This is a genomic window from Pseudomonas putida, assembly GCF_001976065.1.
GTDB lineage: Bacteria > Pseudomonadota > Gammaproteobacteria > Pseudomonadales > Pseudomonadaceae > Aquipseudomonas > Aquipseudomonas serbica.
Map to the genome: position 1 here is coordinate 129470 of NZ_MNAH01000002.1, position 20652 is coordinate 150121.

A 20652-nucleotide genomic window follows, 5' to 3' on the forward strand; every position below is an offset into this window, starting at 1 on the left:
GAGGATGGCGCTGAGCTGTCAATGAAAAAACATACGCTTGTTTGAAATGCTCGTTACAGGCCTGTTGCCAGAGGTTTCACGGCTGGTCGCAGGGGCGGCGCATGGGTATGCTGGTGGTATCCGCGCGCTTGCATGCCGCGCAACGTTTAAGGAGTCCCTGTGGAGTTTTTGTCCGAGTACGCCGTTTTCCTGGCCAAGACCGTGACCCTGGTGATCGCCATCCTGGTGGTGTTGGCCAGCTTTGCGGCCTTGCGCAGCAAAGGTCGACGCAAATCCGCCGGCCAGTTGCAGGTCAGCAAGCTCAATGATTTCTACAAGGGGCTGCGCGAACGCCTGGAGCAAACCTTGCTCGACAAGGATCAGCTCAAGGCCTTGCGCAAGTCCCAGCTCAAAAGCGAGAAAAAACAGAAGAAGCAACACGAGGCCAAACCGCGGGTATTCGTGCTCGACTTCGACGGCGACATCAAGGCCTCGGCCACTGAAAGCCTGCGCCACGAAATCACCGCGTTGCTGACCCTCGCCACGCCCAAGGACGAAGTGGTGCTGCGTCTGGAAAGCGGCGGCGGCATGGTCCACAGCTACGGCCTCGCTTCCTCCCAGCTGGCACGTATCCGTGAGGCCGGCGTACCGCTGACCGTTTGTATCGACAAGGTCGCGGCCAGCGGCGGCTACATGATGGCGTGCATCGGCGAGAAGATCATCAGCGCGCCGTTCGCGATCCTCGGCTCGATCGGCGTGGTCGCGCAGTTGCCCAACGTCAATCGCCTGCTGAAAAAGCACGACATCGACTTCGAAGTCCTGACGGCCGGCGAGTACAAGCGCACCCTCACGGTATTCGGCGAAAACACCGAGAAGGGGCGGGAGAAGTTCCAGGAAGACCTGGATATTACCCATCAGTTGTTCAAGAACTTCGTTGCCCGCTATCGCCCGCAACTGGCGATCGATGAAGTGGCCACCGGTGAGATCTGGCTTGGCATTGCGGCGCTGGACAAACAACTGGTGGACGAACTGAAGACCAGTGACGAGTACCTGGCCGAGCGCGCCAGGCAGTCCGAGCTTTATCACCTGCATTACGCTGAACGCAAAAGCCTGCAAGAGCGCATTGGCATGGCGGCCAGCGGATCGGTCGATCGCGTGTTGTTGAGTTGGTGGAGTCGCTTGACCCAGCAGCGCTTCTGGTGATTTCAACGTCTCTCGATGTAAAAAAATGAAACCTGCGGGTTTCATTTTTTTTGCTCTGGATTCCTGTTTTTCTTGCGTTGAATGCGACATTTCCCATGATCGCTGTCGAACCTTCCCGCTTCCGGGAGCGGGCTGGCTGGTTAGGGTGGAATTCCTAATTGCTCGCCATGGAATGCGCCATGCCAGACCTATCACACAACGAAATGCCCGCCTCGAATGCGCTGCGCCCTGCGCGAATACGTGACCCGCTCAAAAGCATCCTTGATATCGCGCTGCCGCAAACCCCTGCGCAGTTTGCCGGGCACCTGATCCAGGAGAAGTGGGGGCAGGAGATCGACCCGACGACAGCGCAGCTGGTAACGCTCGATTACGACTACAAGGGCCGTCCTGCGCAAGATGGGATTCATCAGGGGCAGGTGGCAAGCCGCATGTCCCTGGTGCAAGCGTTGCTGTCCAATTTCCAGGCAGTCGGAGACGGGCGTTTCGGTGAAACGGCATTTGGCTTGTACACGCCACCCGATGTCGGGCCAGCCATCAATGTGCTGGAACACGCGGATGACTTGACGGAGCCAGGTAACGACTATCACTGCGCCTATGAAGGTATTTATCGCCGTACCGTCCCACAAGCCTACGGGCCGGCCACCCAACTGGCCGTGAGGCCCGCCGACTTCAAGAAGTGGGTCTGGGAACTGGACCTGCAGACTCGATATCAGGCCTACCTGAAGCAGGCCTGGCCGGCGGACGAAATCGTCATCGCAACCAGGCCGGAGCCTCTGAAAACGTCGTCGAAGGCCGCATTTGTCATGGCGGCGTTTTTGCAAAGACATGAAAACAGCCTGAGCCAGAAGGGCCTTGAGCTGGCCCTGCAAGCCACAGGCTTACCGCCTGACCAGGCATGGTCGGCACTGACGATCGAACAATTGCAGGCGCCCACCCGCGTGACGACGCCGCTCAAGGTCGGGCGGCTGAAGTTGTATCGATACACCTCCAGGGATATCTGGGGCTGGCGCGACGCGAATGGCGCGATAGTGCTGTACATCCCCGGTAACTCCTCCCCTGTGCATGGGTTCAAAGACAGCGGCCAATTGCACCAGTGGATAGTGGCCCAGGGTCAAGCCGGGGACGGCAAACTGGCCCTGGCGGCGCATTTTGCCGAGGATGATCGCAAGGACGGCACGTTCCATGCCGGTGTGCTGACGGCGCTGGACGGCATGGCGGTCTATCCGCGTGAACACCGGCTGAACAAAGAAGCGGGCTTCTTCAACGACGACGGTTTTTGGCCGCCGGCCCGCTACATCGGTTTCGATGACTCGCCATCAGGCGCCGACCCGTTTGCCCAACTGGTGTTGACCATGAAGGAAGCCTCCCTGGCCAGTGTCAGCACCATTCGTGACGATGCCCAGGTCAATCGGGATGACCTGAGTGCCGCCGTCGAACCGGTGGTGCAGTGGATCAACCGGTTTGGTCCTCTGGCGCTGTTCGTCCCCGGTGGCGAAGGGCTGCTGGCGTTGTCCGGCCTCATCGACGCCGGTTATGGCCTTGATCAGGCCGTCAATGGTGCAACTTCGGCTGATCGAACGGCGGGTGTCACGCGTAGCGTATTTGGTTTGCTCAATGCTTTGCCGCTGGCCGGCGCGGGCGCGGTGCTGAAGGGCGATGCTGCCGATGCTGGCATCATTGCCGAACGTTCCCGTGAACCAGGCGTCAATCCGGGCGAGGGGGGCACCAGGCCGTCGCTGGCTCGGCCCACGACCCCTACAGTGCCATCGAGTCTCGCAGCGCAGAACCGTGTGGCGCTTATCCGCGCAATCGGACCGTCAGTGGCGTCCTTGAGCGATGAAGTGCTGGCGCAGATCGGCAAGGTCAGTGCAGTCGATGACGACATGCTGCGCCTGATGCAGGGCGGGCGTGCGCCGACGCCCTTGCTGGCCGATACCATCAGCCGTTTCAGGATCGAACAGGAACTGGAGCAAGCGGCTGTGCCCCAAAGTGAGCGCGCCGGGCTGTTTTCCACCCGCTACCAAGCGCTTGAGCACTCGGAGCACGAATGGGTCCGGTTGTTCCAGCGGCAATACCCTGGCTTGCCCAGGGCCGCCATCGAGCAAATGCTCGACCGCTATGGCGTCGATATCCAGAGCCCCGTGGACGCTGTCCAGGTCCGGCAAGCGTTCAAGCGCCTCAATCACAAGGCCCTGCAATACCAGCAGCATGTGCGGCTCAATCGTGCTTATGAAGGACTGTACATTCGCTCGCTGGTCAGTGCGGAATCGGACACGCTGGCCCTGCATTCGCTGAAAAACCTGCCAGGATGGCCCGGGAACCTTAGCGTTGAAATCCTTGAGAACTCCGTCTCAGGCGCCATTTTGGATCGTAGCGGCGCACTTGACGCTCCCAGCGTTCGACGACTGATCAAGGTGGCAGGCCATTACCAGGGGCAAGCCGGGCAAGTGGACTTTTATGCGGCGCTTCTTGATGTCTTGTCCGCAGAAGAGCGTTTGGCGTTGCAGCTTCCCCCGATTGACTCGGCCCGGGCGTTGCGGTTGAAAATCGGTGAGCGGGCCATGCCCCGTTCCGAGTTGGTGCTCGGATTGCACCGAATGGATGGCGGCCTGCCTTTCGAGGCGCAAGGGCTACGAGGGGGTGTTTTCCCTGATACGCCGCAGGCCGCAGTGTTGACGCACGAAATGATGAGGTTGCAGATCAAGCAAATCTATCCGGATTCCACAGATGCTGAAGCCGATGAGCTGCTACTGCGTGCAGGTGGCAATGCGCAGGCGCACATCGATCTGCTGCAGCAACAGTTTCACCAGCTCAACACTGACTTGCGTGGCTGGATCGATCAGGTGGCGGGAGACATTGAGGACATGGACATTCCTTTCCTCGGTGCCGATGCCCAGGGCCGGGCACAGGCGCATGCGCAGGGGCTGACGGATGAACAGATCGAAAACCATAACGCGCAACTGCTCCTGGACACCATGAACTACGAGCGCGAATCCAGGATAGAACTGGCTGACGATCTGCAAGCGATCTGGCAACGGCGTGCATTGAACGACCTGCGCGTCTATTCAGGCGAAGAACTTGTGGGGTACAAGCTCCACATGGGCTTCGAGGATTATCACCGATTGCCGGTCATCAACATCCGCTTCAACGATGTCATCGAGTTGTCGATGCCACATTTTCATGTGACCGAGCGGGAAACCTTGAATGGGTTCCTCGAGTGTTTTCCGAATCTGCAGACCTTGAACCTCGAGAGTGCCGAACTGATTCAATTCGACGCCCAGGGTAATGGGCGGACCGTTCTGCCGACGGCGTTGTTCGGCCTGACGCATCTCAGGTCGCTGAATCTCAAGGCCACCGGCTTGGCATTCACTGAAGAGACGGTGTCGGAGTTGGGCGGGTTGGCCAGGCTTCACACACTGGACCTGAGTGACAACCCTTTGGGCGAACCGCCCTTGCTGCTCGGGATGAATGACTTGCGGTGGCTGAACCTGAGTAACACCGGGATTGCCCGGTGCCCGATCGGCATCAGGGATGAGCCTTACATGATCTCACTGGATCTGCGTGACAACCTCATTGTCCGGGTGCCGCCCGCGGTGATGAACCAGGCGGTCTCGCTGGATCGTGTGCTGTTGTGGGGCAATCCACTGACGGACGAGGACACGCTGCGTCGACTGATCATTCATCGCGAGCAAACGGGGATCAATTTATGGCTGGGCGCGCCCGGCGATGACTATGGACAGTCGATTGCGTGGCTACGGGACTGCGATGAACCGCTGAAACAGTGGCGGCAAGCCCTTTGGCGGCGACTGGCAGGCAAACCCTCCGGTACGCGTTTTTTGAGCGCTATAGACAGGTTGAGCCTGACCGCCGATTTTCTGGTCGATTATCCGTTACTTCAGGCGCGAGTCTGGCGACTGCTGGAGCAGGCCGATTTTTCAGATGCAGTATGGAACCAATTGATTACGGTAGGAGGGCGGCTGGAAAACCCCTGGGTGGCGTTCAGGGCGCTGGAGCAGCGCGCAGGCCTTTGAGAGGAGTTCTACCCTGATCAATAAGAAAAAAATATCTTGTGTTTATATGAGCGTTGAGTCCAAAGATAATTCGCTTAGACTCTCGATACCATTCACAGCAGCAAGGAAGTTGCATCATGAACGAAGGTCAATATCGGGGCGATCCACAGGATTTCGCCGTTTTTGAAAGGTTACTGCCGCAAAAAAGCATGTTTCTGATTGATAAAAGACCCACTAAGGATTTATCGGTCGTCTATCGCTCCAGAAACAATGAAATCGAAATGGCCTATATCAAGCGCCATCAACCCAGCCATGCTAAGCCGGACTTCAGTGTGTTTATCGAAGGTAGCTATTGGGGGAGCTTGAATGGAAAGTTGTTTGATGACATTCCCGCACTGGCGTACGCACTCAAGAAAAGGGGCCTGACGCAAGTCGAGTTCTGAGTGATCTGCTTTACAAGTAATAAAGCCCTGGCTCCTTGCGGAGTCAGGGCTTTATTTGTTTTCAGCGACGACGGAACAGCGGCAGCGGTTCGTCGGTGGCGGCCTGATAGGTCACCGAGAAGTCCTTGAGACCTTCCAGGGCTTCGTACGGGTCTTTGTCGGCGCGAATCGCGAACGCATCGAAACCGCAGCGGCGCAGGTAGAACAACTGGTCGCGCAGCACATCGCCAATGGCCCGCAGTTCGCCTTTGAAACCATAACGGTCACGCAGCAAACGGGCGTTGGAGTAATTGCGGCCATCGGTGAAGGCCGGGAAGTTCAGGGCGATGACCTGGAAGTTGGCCACGTCTTCCCCGATTTCCTCGGCTTCTTCGCCAGCGTCCAGCCAGATGCCCAGGCCGCCGTCGCGGGCCAGGAGCATACGGCTGTGTTCGCGCCACAACTGCAACGGGACGATGTAGTCGTCGCAGTTGGTGATTTCGTCGATGTTGAAATCCTTGGGCAGCAGGTGCCAGGTTTCGTCGACGACTTCGTTGTTCTTAATGATTCGCTGCATAGACGCGCTCCTTGAAGAGGTCGATGCCAATACGCTGGTAGGTGTCGATGAAGCGCTCGTCTTCGGTACGTTGTTCGATGTACACGTCGATCAGCTTCTCGATCACGTCAGGCATGGCTTCCTGGGCGAAGGACGGGCCGAGGATCTTGCCCAGGCTGGCGTCGCGACTGGCGCTGCCGCCGAGGGAAACCTGGTAGAACTCTTCGCCTTTCTTGTCCACCCCGAGTATGCCGATGTGGCCGACGTGGTGGTGACCACAGGCGTTCATGCAGCCGGAGATGTTCAGGTCCAGTTCACCGATGTCGAACAGGTAGTCCAGGTCGTCGAAGCGGCGCTGGATCGATTCGGCGATCGGGATCGACTTGGCGTTGGCCAGGGAGCAGAAATCGCCACCCGGGCAGCAGATGATGTCGGTCAGCAGGCCGATGTTCGGCGTGGCGAAACCTTGCTCGCGCAGTTCGCCCCACATTTCGAACAGACGGGACTGTTCCACGTCGGCCAGGATGATGTTCTGCTCGTGGGAAGTACGCAGTTGACCGTAGCTGTATCGCTCGGCCAGGTCGGCCACGGCGTCGAGTTGCTTGTCGGTGATGTCGCCCGGGGCAACGCCGGTCGGCTTCAGGGACAGGGTCACTGCGACATAACCAGGCTTCTTGTGGGCCAGGGTATTGCGCGCGCGCCAGCGGGCGAAGCCCGGGTATTGCTGGTCGAGTTCGGCCAGGGCGGCGGTCTGGTTGTCCAGCGCCTTGTAGTCCGGGTCGACGAAGTGTTTGGCGACGCGATGCACTTCGGCTTCGGTCAGCGTGGTCTGGCCACCGCGCAGGTGTTCCATTTCCGCGTCGACTTTCTGGGCGAAGACTTCAGGCGTCAGCGCTTTCACCAGGATCTTGATCCGCGCCTTGTACTTGTTGTCACGACGGCCATAGCGGTTGTAGACCCGCAGGATGGCGTCGAGGTAGCTCAACAGGTCTTGCCACGGCAGGAATTCGTTGATGAACGCACCGACCACCGGCGTACGCCCCAGGCCACCGCCGACCAGCACACGGAAGCCCAGTTCGCCAGCGGCGTTGTGCACCGGCTCAAGGCCAATGTCATGGACTTCGATGGCGGCGCGGTCGGAAGTCGAACCGTTGACGGCAATCTTGAACTTGCGCGGCAGGTAGGCGAATTCCGGGTGGAAGGTGGTCCACTGACGGACGATCTCACACCATGGGCGCGGATCGATCAGCTCGTCGGCAGCTACGCCGGCGAACTGGTCGGTAGTGACGTTGCGCAGGCAGTTGCCGCTGGTCTGGATCGCGTGCATCTGCACGGTGGCCAGTTCCGCGAGAATATCCGGAATGTCTTCCACGGCCGGCCAGTTGAACTGCACGTTCTGCCGGGTGCTGATGTGCGCATAGCCCTTGTCGTAGTCGCGGGCAATCTTGGCCATCATCCGCACCTGGCGCGAAGTCAGTTGGCCGTAAGGCACCGCTACACGCAACATTGGCGCGAAACGCTGGATATAAAGCCCGTTTTGCAGGCGCAGGGGGCGAAATTCTTCTTCGCTCAGCTCACCTGCCAGATAGCGTCGGGTCTGATCACGGAACTGCTTGACGCGGTCCTCGATGATTCGCTGATCGTATTCGTCGTATACGTACATATAAGTCCTGTTCTCAGGCTTGGGTCGCTCGGATACAGCTGCGTTTTTGTGCTTGCCGGAGTCCGAAGGAGCCTCTGCAATTCTGCGCGCACGGCCGCGCACTCCCTACGGAGCCGGGGCAAGATACCAGTTTGCGGTTATGCGCAAAAGTGATGTTTGAGTATATGTAAAGAACCAAAAGGACTAATGAGAATCGTTGTTGCAAAGCCCCTGTTTGTGGTGCGGGCAATCGTCGTCTTTAATGTGATCGAGTCTTTATGCAATCACCGATAAAACCGACAAGAGGCGATGCAATGAGCAACCCAACCAAAGCACGCAAAAGCGATAGTTCGGTCGATGCCTGGGCGATTCTGTTCCTGATCATCCTGGTCGTCGGCACTGCGGTATTCTGGGTCAGTCACCAGTAAATCAACCCGTCCGGGTCTCGTTCCGACGATTGTCGGACAAAATCCCTGATAAACGCCGTTCTACGGGTGTTCGCTGGCTATAATGCGCGGCGAATTTCCGGGGGCTCGGACGATCAATGCTGAAGATTTTCTATTCATTCCTGCTGCTGTTTGGCGCGGTTCATGGCACCGCTGCCCGGGCAGAATCAGTGCTGTTCCTCAACCCCGGAACAACCGATGAAGCCTTCTGGGTCAGCTATTCGCAATTCATGCAGGCGGCAGCCACGGACCTGGGCATTGACCTGCGAATTCTCTATTCCCAACGCATGCCGGAACTCACGCTGGCGCAGGCTCGTGTTGCGCTGCAAGGCCCCGAGCGTCCGGACTATCTGGTGTTCGTCAACGAACAATACGTCGCTCCACAGATCATTCGCCTGGCCCAGGGCAGCGGGGTCAAACTGTTCATGGTCAACGCTTCGTTGACGGCCAACCAGATGAGTCTGCTGGGCGAGCGCCCTGAGCGCTTGGGCAGCCTGGTGCCGAACGACGAGGAGGGTGGTTACCTGATGCTCAAGGAACTGATTCGCCAGCATCCCCCCGTGGCGCCCGGCGAGGTCATCGAGTTGCTGGCGTTTTCCGGTTTGAAGATCACCCCTTCGGCGCAACTGCGCGAGCAAGGCATGCTGCGGGCCTTGGCCGAACATCCGCAAGTGCGCTTGCGCCAGTTGGTCTATAGCGGCTGGACCCGGGAGCGGGCGTATGAACAGGCCAGGCTGTTGTTCCAGCGTTACCCGAAGGTCTCACTGGTGTGGTCAGCCAATGACGAAATGGCATTTGGCGCCATGCAGGCGTTTTCGCAGCGGGGTGGAGTTCCCGGCAGGGACGCGTTGTTCAGTGCGGTCAACACCTCGCCGGCGGCGTTGCAGGCGACGGTCGATGGGCGCATCAGTGTGCTGGTGGGCGGGCACTTCACCTTGGGTGGCTGGGCGCTGGTAGAGGTGCATGACCTTGAGCAGGGCGTGGATCTCGACCATTACGGCGGCCGCGACCAGCGGGTCCCGTTGCTGCAACTGATCGACAGGGCACAGGCCGGGCGATTGCTGGCCATGGGTAACTCACCGTCCTACGGGGTGAACTTCCGTCGACTGTCAGCCAAAGGCCGGCCGACCTCGTATCGCTATCCGTTCAGCCTGCAAACCCTGATGCGTTAAACCCCGGCCAGATGCACCACCAGTTGCACGATGCCGTACAGCGTCAAGGCGAATACCGCCGTGAACAGAATGCCCAGGATCACGAAATGACTGGGTTTGCCGTGAGTGAAGTCCCGCGCCCGGTTTTTCCCACTCTGCACCCCGAACGCCGCCGCCATGACGCTGTGCAGCATTTGCCAGAAGGTAGGCGGCTTGTTGTCGACTGGATCGTCCATAAATCCCTCCTCACCAGGTTGTGAGAGCTAAGCATAGCCAAACTGAAGAACTACAGTCTGCGCGTGACAGTGCAGGCCCCGTTTTCCCTATACATATGTACCGCCATGCCGGCGGGTGGCTGTGATGTCCTGACGCGCTCTTAATCGAGTAACAGGAGTTACATCATGCCGGACCTTTGCGCACCCGCTGAAACCGGGTTTCATGTTCCATTCATCAAGAGCCGGGTTCCCGACTGGACGCGTCACCTGGCCAACCAACATCTCCAGGCCATCACAGAGGCGCGCAATCCTGCCCAGCGCTTCATCAAGGCGTACCCTGAACTGTATGACAAGGCGGCACAGGCGCTGCGCCAGGCCCTGCTCGACAGCCAGGCACAGAGCAATGTCTCCAGCCAGGCGCTGGCCACGACGCTCAAGGATTTCAAAGGCATCACCGAATTCGCCAAGCCTTTGCTGACGGATGCGCTACAGAAAAAATTCGGCCAGGCGCCTGATGTTGACGGCACAGCACTGTTTCACTTGCGTTCGCCCAATCGAGCCGAAGAGCAGTCATTGTTGCAGGCGGCGCTGCGAAACTTCGAAGCGGACGAGGCCTTTGACGAGGTTGCCTTGCAGGAGACCAGCGCCTTGGCGCCTGCGGGGTCACTGGACAGGCACTTTTACGATGAGAGCAATCGGTACCCGTTTGCGAAGGTGCGCTACAGCATCCGTGACAAGTTGGCGATATCGCCAGCGGCGTTCGCCAGCCTGTGCCGGGAACTGGACGTGGGCAAGCAGTACCAGGACCATCTGAGTGCGGTATTCGATGCGCCCGACAAGGCGGCGACGGTACGCCAGCAGACGATTACCGCGAATAAGGACAGGATGCGCGTGCAGGCGCACATCGCGCGGATAAGGTCGGACATTGATGCCACGGACTATGCCACGGTGTTGGCGCTACTCGATGGCGTTTCGCAGGTTCGGCTCGATGGTGCGTCGGTCACATACAGTCGCTTGCAGGTATTTGGTTCGGAGTTGAACGACGTCCTGGTTATTGGCGCGGCGTCACGCAAAGTCAGGGCGGCCCTGCAAAATCCCTGGCTCAGTATTCTGTCCCGGATACCTGTTGCCGATCTGATCCCTGATTCACGGATCATCGTCTACATCCCGGGCGACCCCGTCAGCCCTCTCAAGGCGTATGGCTCAAGCCTCGAGTTCGCCCGTGACCTTGCGATCAAGCTGCGTACCACCGGTTATCAACGGTTCTTCGCCAGTTTTGTCGCACAGGACGAGTCGAGCCGCTTTTTCCAGCGGCTCAGGCGCCAGCTCAAGGTCCAGAAATGGGATCCGGCCCCGGTTTATCCGGGCCCTCCGTATAACCCGGATGCGTTCCGCAATGGCGCCTATGTCGAGGTTTGGAACGAGGAGATCGACCTGGGAATGGATGAAACCTTCATTGACGGCGAAGTGTTTGCAGCCTGTCATGAGTTCCATCTGGCCAGAGTGAAGTCCAATGCCAGGTTGCTGGCAATACCCACCGCCGAGGTAGACCACGAGGCCTGGATTGCCCGGCTCGAACACTATGCCGAATTGGGCTTGAGCGTGTTGAACGTGGCGGCCTTTTTCGTGCCGGGCCTGGGCGAGGTCATGCTGGCCGTCACCGCCCTGCAGTTGACCTACGAGGTTTACCAGGGGGTGGAGACATGGAAGGAGGGAGATGCGGAGGAGGCCTGGGGCCACTTCAGGTCGGTCCTGCAGAACGTCGCTTTCATGGCCGTGTTGGGGGCGGTCGCGAGCAAGGCACCGCCAATCACCCACTCGCGGTTCGTCAACGGCATGACCCGGATCGCCACGCCTTTTGGTGAGCCGCGGTTGTGGAAGCCCGATCTGGCACCCTACAAGAGCAGTGTCTCGCTCGATGGGCTCGAGCCTGATGCCTTGGGGCAGTATAAGGTCGGTGACAAGACCTACATTCGACACGAAGGCAATGTCTACGAAAAAACCTTCGACCCGGCACTGCAAAAATGGCGGATCAAACATCCCGGCGATCCCCAGGCCTATCAACCGATCCTGCGCCACAACCAGCTTGGCGCCTGGCGCCACACCCTTGAACGACCGCTGGAGTGGGATCGGCCGACGCTGTTGCGGCGAATGGGGCCGCAGATGGACGACTTCTCCGATGCGCAGTTGCAGCAAATGGCCGAGATCAGCGGAGTCGGTGATGATGCATTACGCCAGATGCACATCGATCATCAACCACCGCCACCGCTATTGGCCGAGACCATCCGGTCGTTCAAGGCTGAACAACAGGTCAGCGAGCTGATTGACCGCATTCGCAGCGGCAATGACCTGGGTAGTGCTTCTGAGGCTGTGATACCGCTGGCCCTGGAGCTGCCAAACTGGCCTGTCGAGGAGGTATTGGAAGTCTTCGAAGGGCCGGAACCCTGGGGCGCCTCACAGCGCTACGGTTCGGCGTCGGCCATGAACAGTATGAAGCCCACGATCAAGATCACCCGATCCGAAGTGCGCGCCGGAAAATTGCCGGAGCGGGTTTTACTGGCGCTCGACGAGCCACAAATCAACCAGTTGTTGGGCGCGCGTAGCGCACAACCGGGTGCCGACCGCGTGCAGATGTTCAGGGACCGCCTGGCCGATCGCGGGCTGGATAACAAAAAATCCCTGTTTGACAAACTGCTCGCTGACCAACAGACAACGAGTGCCGATATTCAACGTCTGCAACGCAGTTTCCCTACGCTGTCGCCAGAGGGGGCACAACAGGTGCTGGGCAATGCCAGTGCCGCCGAACTGGCCCGCTTGCGCAGCAGCGCAAAAATACCCATGCGCCAGGCACAGCAAATTCGCGCCCATCTACAGCAAGGCGCCCTGAACCGGGCGCTCTGTGGTTTGCATCTGGAGGGCATGGCGTCGCTGGCCAGCGACCGCCTGGCGTTGCACAGCCTGGAGCAGTTGCCCGGCTGGTCGGGTGACATACGCGTGGAAATGCGCCTCGGCTCGATCAAGGGCCCCTTGCTGGACAGCATTGGCAGCGAGAATGCGAAGATCAACCTTTACCTGGTCAAGGGCGATGGTTATTTCCGCGCCTATGACGCCCAGGGCAGGGCGCTCAATAACATCGCCGCCCATGGCCGCAATCTGTATGAATCGTTGCTGGAGTTCTTGCCCGAAGCTTCACGGGCGACCCTGAAAGGCAATCAAGGCCAGGCTTTGCAGGAAACACTGGCCGAGCATGCCAGATCCCATCGCAATGCGATGTCGCTGATCTTGAAACAGCGTCCGTTGAATGGCCCCGGGCCTGCGTTGCGCCTGCCTGGAGGCCGTCTCGGTTACCTGGCCAGTGGTCGTGGCGTCGGCTTCGCCGATGGCGCTTTGGTCTCCAGGGTTCGAGATGTCTATCCGAACATTTCCGATGCGCAAGCCAGTCAATTCATCAGAAATCGCCTGAGCGCGGGAGATACCGACCAGCAAGTGTTCAATCTGTTGAACAACCGGCAACGGGAATTCGAGGCACTGGACACTGCATTGACCCAATGGGTCGACGCTGTCGAGCCGGCATCTGCTGGAGGCCGCTCTCGACGGGTCATGGCCGATCAGTTGATCCAGTGCTGGCGCAATGGTCTTGTCCGCGGACAGGAGCCCGCGTTTGATTTGAACTTGACGGGTGCCGAGCCGCTGCCCGAGTGGGATGCCGACTTCACCCATGTGCGTAATCTGCAAGTGGACAGTGGTCAGCTCATCGGTGACTCGGGCACTGGACTGCTTCAGCGGTTCGGGAAGATCAAAAGTCTGAATATTTCCATGGAAGGGCAGGACATGGCGGCTTTGGCCGGGAAATTGCCAGAACTGACGGATATTACCGAGCTGGTACTTGATGGCGCCTCGCAGACCTATCCGCCGCAATTGGTGCAGGCGCTCGAAAGGATGACCCAGCTGGAGCAATTGCTGCTCAAGGGCAACTTGGGTGAAATGGACTTCAGCCTGCTGACGAACCTGCGGTCGTTGAGGTTGGCCGGCGATATGGCCGATTGGCCAAACGGGGTGTCCGGCTTGAACAACCTGGAAGCCTTGGATCTACAGGGGGTGGCGCTCAAATCGCTGCCTGAGGAGTTGTACAGTGGCCATGACTCGCTATGGCGCCACATGCGGCTGAACTGGGCCGCCCTGGAGCCGCAAGCCTTCATGAAAGCCTACGGTCATGTGCACGACAACCCGGCCCACCTGGTGAACGAGCCGCATATGATTGCCGGGTACTGCAGAGGGCGTTTGTCACAGCTGGTCCCCGACGATTTCAGCTTTGCAGCGGACGCAATGGCGCAGTTCAGTAAAGACGGGCTGTCTGGGCGGGCATTACTGGATCAGGTCGAGGCACTGCATCAGCAGCACCTGGAGTTGAATCAGTCATTGGCCGCCTGGACGGACAGGGTTGTCCGGATCGATGGCAGGCAGATGGAAGTACACCACCGTGAGGTGATCGCGCAAAGAATCCGCGAATGCGCTCGCAACGGGCTGCGTGCCCGCTATTCCCCTGCGGAGCCTGTTGCGGGGCCGTCGTGGCGGCGAGGGGGCGAGGTGAACGCGGTGTTGGACCTGTCAGGCTATGGGCCATTGGGCGATTTACCCGCGCTTGGGGACAGGGTCTTTCCTCATGTGCGCAGCTTGATCCTCAGTGGCAGCGGACTTTCGACCGTGCAGGTCAATGATTTCCTGAGTGGATTTCCACGGCTGCGAACACTCGATCTCAGCGCCAATCGCCTGACCGCGTTGCCCCAGGCAATTGAGACGCTCGGCGAGCTCAGTGAGTTGAACCTGCCATTCAATGAGCTGACGATCACGGCACCCGCGCAAGCGCGGTTGAACCGGTTGACCCACTTGAAAACGCTGAACCTTGCATACAATCGAGTCGGCACCCTGGAGGTCGGTTCGATGGCAGGCCTGCAAAGCCTGGACTTGAGTCATACCAATATCCGCAACTGGCCCGAGGGCGCGTTGTCGTTACCCCACCTGCGCCGACTGGCCCTGAATCACAGCGGCATTACGGATATTCCTGCGGCGGCCATGACCGGGCATGATCAGCTGTTGATGGGGACCACGCTGCAAGGTTGCCGGCTGAGTCCGCAAGCATTGGCAGCGGTACGGGCTTACGCTGCACGCACGGCACCACGGCCCCCGCTGGGTATTGCGCCATCACACCTGGCTGCAGGGCGCACCGGAGGTGATCCGGAGTTCTTTCCCGATGAAGTGTCGCAGCGTCCAGACCTTCTTTTACCCTTGCACCTGGAGCCCGGCCATGGGGATTTGCCCCAGACCTCGGCCGCCAGGCTGCAACGCCTCGACCCTCGGCAGGGTGAGGCTGAAGCCATTGAACGCATTGACGCATGGCTCGCCCAGGGCATCGGTGCCCTGGAGATTGAAGCCCGACTGGGCCAGTGGCAGCAACAGCAGACGCAATTGATCAAGCGCTTGAATGACTGGATCGATGTCCCGGCCGTGCGCAGCCATCAAGGCTGGGTGGGCGCGGTAGACCGCCGCCGGGCGGCCGACCAGCTCCTGGAGTGCTGGCGAGGCACCTTGCGTGGAGTTCCCCCGGCCGCGGGAGCACAAACCGATGCCGTGCTTGATTTGACCGGTCTGGTCATCGGCGATTTGCCTGCCTTGCCCGTCACGTTCGAGCATGTCGGTGTACTGGACCTGAGCGGTGTCGGGCTCGCGGAAGGCTCGGATGCGTTTTTGCGCTCGTTTCCCCGCTTGCGGAGCCTGACGCTCAGTCACAACCGCTTGGGCGCATTGCCGGAGGCGGCGGGACAATGCGAGCACCTCATCCAGTTGCGCGCCAGCTACAACGATCTGCGTGCCAGTGACGAGTTGCAGCGCCAACTGCGTTCCCTGAGGCATCTGCAAGTGCTGGACCTGAGCCAGAACAGTCTCGACAGGTTTGATGTCACCGGTCTTGAACCGCTGCAAAAGCTGGACCTGCGCAACAACACGCTTCGGGATTGGCCGCAGGGCGTGTTGGATGCGCCGGCACTGACGACCCTCGACTTGAGTGGCAACCAGATAGCGATAATTCCCCCCGATGCCTTGCTGCCAGAGCACGCAACCTTGATGGCCGGCACCAATTTGTCCGATAACGGCAATCTGGAGATGGCGCAACTTCTACGATTGCAGGAGTACCTGCAGGACACTGGCCAGGGACTGGGCTTTACCGAGGCAGACATCGACCGCGCGCTGGAGGGCTTCAGGGCTGAAGAGTTCGAGGGTTCCGATGCCTCTGACGAGGAGGTTCATCCCGACCATGAGTCAGCGCAGGCACAAAAAGCGCGATGGTTTTCCGGGGTGGCAGCCGATTCGGAAAAGCATCAGATGTGGAGTGCCTTGATGGAGCAGGACACCACCCATGACTTTTCGTACATTCTCTCGCAGCTGCAGCACACCCAGGACTTTGCCGCCGATCGCCTGGATCTCACGCAGCGCGTCTGGCGTGTCCTTGAAGCCGCTTATGGCGATGAAGAATTGGGCAGGCGCTTGATGGACCTGTCGAAGGCGTTGAGGAATCGCATGACCTGTGGTGACGGCCGAATACTGTTGTTCAACGAACTGGAAGTCGAGGTGCATGAGTTCAATGCCCTGAAGTCCATTGCCCCGGAGCACAAAGGTCGCGAGCTGCTGAAACTGTCCAGGGAGCTGTTCCGCCTGGCGCAGGTCGAAGCGATCGCCAGGACGCGTATCCAGCTAAGGCCGGAAATCGATCCTGCCGAGATTCGCCTGGCCTATCGAATTGGCCTTGCCCGGCGCCTCAATCTGCCCAACCAGCCCAAAGGCATGTTGTATGGCAGCCTGGCGCAGGTGACGGCAACGGATCTGGACGAAGCGTACGCAGCGATCATGGCCGAGGAAAAGACCCCGGTGTTCGTCGAGCAACTGACTGCGCGTAAATACTGGAAGGACTACCTGGAGGAAAAATACCCTGGAGAATTTACCAGGCTGCAGCAGCAGTTCCAGGCCAAGGCCGGTGAGCTCGAGGATCAATACCCGGAGCTCAATACGGCCTACCTGCAGGAGATGGAGGCATTGGACAGCGCCAACAAAACCGAGCGCTTGCAACTGCTGACCCGACTCAGCGAACGTGAGATAGCCGAGTTGGGCGCACAGGCCTGATCGTCAGCTTACAAGGCTCTGGAGTCGGCACCGTCCGCCTCCAGAGCCCATGCTTCAAATCAATCAGTTGTCATACCCAAGGTTCGGCGCCAGCCAGCGCTCGGTCACGCTCAACTCCTGGCCTTTGCGCGAGGTGTAGCTCTGCACCTGATCCTTGTCGATCTTGCCCACGGCGAAATACTGCGCCTGCGGGTGCGCGAAGTACCAGCCACTGACGGCCGCAGCGGGGAACATCGCGTAGTGTTCGGTGAGGAACACACCGCTGCGACCGGCTTTCATTTCGCTCGCTTGGGGATCGAGCAAGGCAAACAGCGTGCTTTTCTCGGTGTGATCCGGGCAGGCCGGGTAGCCTGGAGCAGGGCGGATGCCGCTGTATTGCTCCTTGATCAACGCCTCGTTATCGAGTGTCTCGTCCTTGGCGTATCCCCAGTACTCTTTACGCACCTGCTGGTGCAGCCACTCGGCGCATGCCTCGGCGAGACGGTCGGCCAGGGCCTTGACCATGATCGAGTTGTAATCGTCGCCAGCGTCCTGATAAGCCTTGGCCACTTCTTCGGCGCCGATGCCGGCGGTGGTGATGAAGCCGCCCACGTAGTCGGTGATTTCGCTGTCCTTCGGCGCGACGAAGTCAGCCAGGGAGAAGTTCGGCTTGCCGTCGGTCTTGATGATCTGCTGGCGCAGGTGATGCAGCTTGGCCAATGGCTTGCCGTCATCGCCGTAGACTTCGATGTCATCGTCGCGCACCTGGTTGGCCGGCCAGAAGCCGAACACCGCGCGGGCGCTGATGAGTTTTTCGTCGATCAGCTTGGCGAGCATTTCCTGGGCGTCGGCGTACAGCGCGGTGGCGGCTTCGCCGACCACTTCGTCTTCCAGGATGCGCGGAAATTTCCCGGCCAGGTCCCAGGAGATGAAAAACGGTGTCCAGTCGATGTATTCAGCCAGCACTTTGAGGTCGATGTTATCCAGCACCTTGGCGCCCGTGAACGTAGGTTTGACCGGCTCGTAGGTGCTCCAGTCGAACTGTGGCTTCTTGGCGATCGCCGCCGCGTAGCTCAGGCGTTCGGTGCGGGCGCTGCGGTTGGCGGTGCGCTCGCGGACTTCGATGTATTCCTCGCGGGTTTTCTCGACGAAACCGGCCTTCAGTTCCTTGGACAGCAACTGGGTGGCCACGCCAACGGCACGGGAGGCGTCAGTGACATACACCACCGCGTCGTTGCTGTACTTGGGCTCGATCTTCACCGCCGTGTGCGCCTTGGAGGTCGTGGCGCCACCGATCATCAACGGCAGGTGGAAGTCCTGGCGCTGCATCTCGCGCGCCACGTGGACCATCTCATCCAGCGATGGTGTGATCAGGCCGGACAGGCCGATGATGTCGCACTTCTGTTCCTTGGCCACCTGCAGGATTTTTTCCGCCGGCACCATCACGCCGAGGTCGACAATGTCGTAGCCGTTGCAACCGAGCACCACGCCGACGATGTTCTTGCCGATGTCGTGCACGTCGCCCTTGACCGTGGCCATGAGGATCTTGCCCTTGGCCTCCGGCTTGTCGCCTTTTTCCGCCTCGATGAACGGGATCAGGTGGGCCACGGCCTGCTTCATCACCCGGGCGGACTTCACCACCTGCGGCAGGAACATCTTGCCGGCGCCGAACAGGTCGCCAACGATGTTCATGCCGGACATCAGCGGGCCTTCGATCACTTCGATCGGGCGGGCGAAGGATTGGCGCGACTCTTCGGTGTCCTCGACAATGTGCGTGGTGATGCCCTTGACCAGTGCGTGCTCCAGGCGCTTGTTGACGTCCCAGTTGCGCCACTCTTCGGTCTCGGCTTCCTTGACGCTGCCGTCGCCCTTGTACTTGTCGGCGATGGCGAGGAGGGCATCGGTGCCTTCCGGCGTGCGGTTGAGGATCACGTCTTCGACGGCGTCGCGCAGTTCCACCGGGATCTGGTCGTAGATCTCCAGTTGCCCGGCGTTGACGATACCCATGGTCAGGCCGGCGCGGATCGCGTACAGCAGGAACACCGAGTGGATCGCCTCGCGCACCGGGTTGTTGCCGCGGAACGAGAACGACACGTTGGACACGCCGCCCGACGTCAGGGCATAGGGCAGTTCGTCGCGGATGTAGGCACAGGCGTTGATGAAGTCCACGGCGTAGTTGTTGTGTTCTTCGATGCCGGTGGCCACGGCAAAGATGTTCGGGTCGAAGATGATGTCTTCCGGCGGGAAGCCGACGTCGTTGACCAGAATGTCGTAGGAGCGTTTGCAGATCTCTTTCTTGCGCGCTTCGGTGTCGGCCTGGCCGGCTTCGTCGAAGGCCATCACCACCACGGCGGCGCCGTAGCGCTTGCACAGCTTGGCGTGATGGATGAACTGCTCGACGCCTTCCTTCATGCTGATCGAGTTGACGATGCCCTTGCCCTGGATGCACTTGAGGCCGGCTTCGATCACTTCCCACTTGGAGGAGTCGATCATGATCGGTACGCGGGAGATGTCCGGTTCGCCGGCAATCAGATTGAGGAAGGTCACCATGGCCTTCTTCGAATCGAGCATCCCCTCGTCCATGTTGATGTCGATGATCTGGGCGCCGGCTTCGACCTGTTGCAGGGCGACTTCCAGGGCTTCGGTGTAATTGTCTTCACGGATCAGGCGGGCGAATTTGGCCGAACCGGTGATGTTGGTGCGCTCGCCGACGTTGACGAACAGCGAGTTGCGATCGATGGTGAACGGCTCCAGGCCTGACAGGCGGCAAGCCTTCGGGATCTCCGGAATCTGCCGCGGCGCATAACCGGCCACGGCCTTGGCGATGGCTTCGATGTGACCCGGCGTGGTGCCGCAGCAGCCGCCGACGATGTTGAGGAAGCCGCTTTGGGCAAACTCTTCGATGACCTTGGCGGTTTGCGCCGGCAATTCGTCGTACTCGCCGAACTCGTTGGGCAACCCGGCGTTCGGGTGAGCGGAAACGTGGGTGTTGGCCTTGTTCGACAGCTCTTCCAGGTACGGACGCAACTCGCTGGCACCCAGTGCGCAGTTAAGGCCGACCGAAATCGGCTTGGCGTGGGCCACGGAGTTCCAGAACGCTTCGGTGGTCTGGCCGGACAGGGTACGGCCAGAGGCATCGGTGATGGTGCCGGAAATCATGATCGGCAACTCGATGCCCAGTTCTTCGAACACCCCTTGTACGGCGAAAATCGCGGCCTTGGCGTTGAGGGTGTCGAAGATGGTTTCGATCAGGATCAGGTCGGCGCCGCCTTCGATCAGGCCCTTGGTGGCTTCGGTGTAGTTTTCTACCAGCTCATCGAAGGTCACGTTGCGATAGCCGGGGTTGTTCACGTCCGGCGACAGCGAGCAGGTGCGGCTGGTCGGGCCGAGTACGCCGGCAACGAAACGCGGCTTGTCAGGGTTTTCGAGGGTTTTCGCATCGGCGATCTTGCGCGCCAGGCGAGCGCCTTCTACGTTCAATTCGTAGGCCAGTTCTTCCATGCCATAATCGGCCATGGAAATCCGGGTGGCGTTGAAGGTGTTGGTTTCCAGGATGTCGGCACCGGCATCCAGGTAGGCTTTCTCGATGCCGCCAATCACGTCCGGGCGCGTCAGCACCAACAGGTCGTTGTTGCCTTTGACATCGCTCGGCCAGTCGGCGAAGCGCTTGCCTCGATAATCCTGCTCTTCAAGCTTGTAGCTCTGGATCATCGTGCCCATGCCGCCATCGAGAATCAGGATGCGCTCTTTTAGGGCGTGCTTGAGGGCTTGGAGGCGAACGCTGCGATCGGACATTGGGACTACTCGGAAAGACCATGACGAAGGGCCGGGATGATAGCAAACCTGTGCGCTTTTAGAGCATGTCCAAGTTTTCCA

9 protein-coding genes are annotated in these 20652 nt (G+C 59.7%); 5 read left to right on the forward strand and 4 right to left on the reverse strand.

The genetic code is table 11. The features are described 5' to 3' along the window. The first annotated feature begins 159 nt into the window (after positions 1-159). From sohB to BKX96_RS07255, 3 genes are all read left to right on the forward strand, one after another. A complete protein-coding gene (sohB, locus tag BKX96_RS07245; protein WP_046820160.1) occupies positions 160-1182 on the forward strand; it encodes a protease SohB in 1023 nt (340 codons plus the stop codon). A gap of 179 nt (positions 1183-1361) precedes the next feature. Next, a complete protein-coding gene (locus BKX96_RS07250) occupies positions 1362-5213 on the forward strand; it encodes a dermonecrotic toxin domain-containing protein (protein ID WP_077183232.1) in 3852 nt (1283 codons plus the stop codon). A gap of 116 nt (positions 5214-5329) precedes the next feature. Further along, positions 5330-5635, forward strand: coding sequence for a hypothetical protein (locus tag BKX96_RS07255; RefSeq protein WP_046820158.1), 306 nt, complete (start codon positions 5330-5332; stop codon positions 5633-5635). A gap of 61 nt (positions 5636-5696) precedes the next feature. Here the strand turns inward: BKX96_RS07255 and BKX96_RS07260 are convergent, their stop codons facing one another. Together BKX96_RS07260 and BKX96_RS07265 are read right to left on the reverse strand one after the other, a co-directional pair. After that, entirely contained in the window at positions 5697-6191 is a 495-nt protein-coding gene (locus tag BKX96_RS07260; RefSeq protein WP_046820157.1) for a DUF934 domain-containing protein, read from the reverse strand. Continuing rightward, positions 6175-7833 (reverse strand): nitrite/sulfite reductase, encoded by a 1659-nt coding sequence (locus tag BKX96_RS07265; RefSeq protein ID WP_077183233.1) that lies wholly within the window; start codon positions 7831-7833, stop codon positions 6175-6177. The genes BKX96_RS07260 and BKX96_RS07265 overlap by 17 nt, the downstream gene beginning before the upstream one ends. Positions 7834-8356: 523 nt before the next feature. Here BKX96_RS07265 and BKX96_RS07270 point away from each other — a divergent pair. Next, complete coding sequence (locus BKX96_RS07270) at positions 8357-9430, forward strand: ABC transporter substrate-binding protein (protein WP_046820155.1); 1074 nt, start codon at positions 8357-8359, stop codon at positions 9428-9430. Here the strand turns inward: BKX96_RS07270 and BKX96_RS07275 are convergent. Next, complete coding sequence (locus BKX96_RS07275) at positions 9427-9645, reverse strand: DUF2970 domain-containing protein (RefSeq protein ID WP_046820154.1); 219 nt, start codon at positions 9643-9645, stop codon at positions 9427-9429. The two genes, BKX96_RS07270 and BKX96_RS07275, sit on opposite strands and share 4 nt — an antisense overlap. A 165-nt stretch (positions 9646-9810) precedes the next feature. Between BKX96_RS07275 and BKX96_RS07280 the strand changes: the two genes are divergently transcribed. Next, positions 9811-16797 carry an NEL-type E3 ubiquitin ligase domain-containing protein gene (locus BKX96_RS07280; RefSeq protein ID WP_077183234.1) on the forward strand — a complete coding sequence of 2329 codons (6987 nt, stop codon included), beginning with the start codon at positions 9811-9813 and terminating at the stop codon, positions 16795-16797. Between the two features lie 63 nt (positions 16798-16860). On the opposite strand, the gene metH is transcribed toward BKX96_RS07280, so the two are convergent. Next, the gene (gene metH / locus BKX96_RS07285) at positions 16861-20571 is read right to left on the reverse strand and encodes a methionine synthase (RefSeq protein ID WP_077183235.1); all 3711 of its coding nucleotides are present in this window, start codon (positions 20569-20571) and stop codon (positions 16861-16863) included. Positions 20572-20652 lie beyond the last annotated feature (81 nt).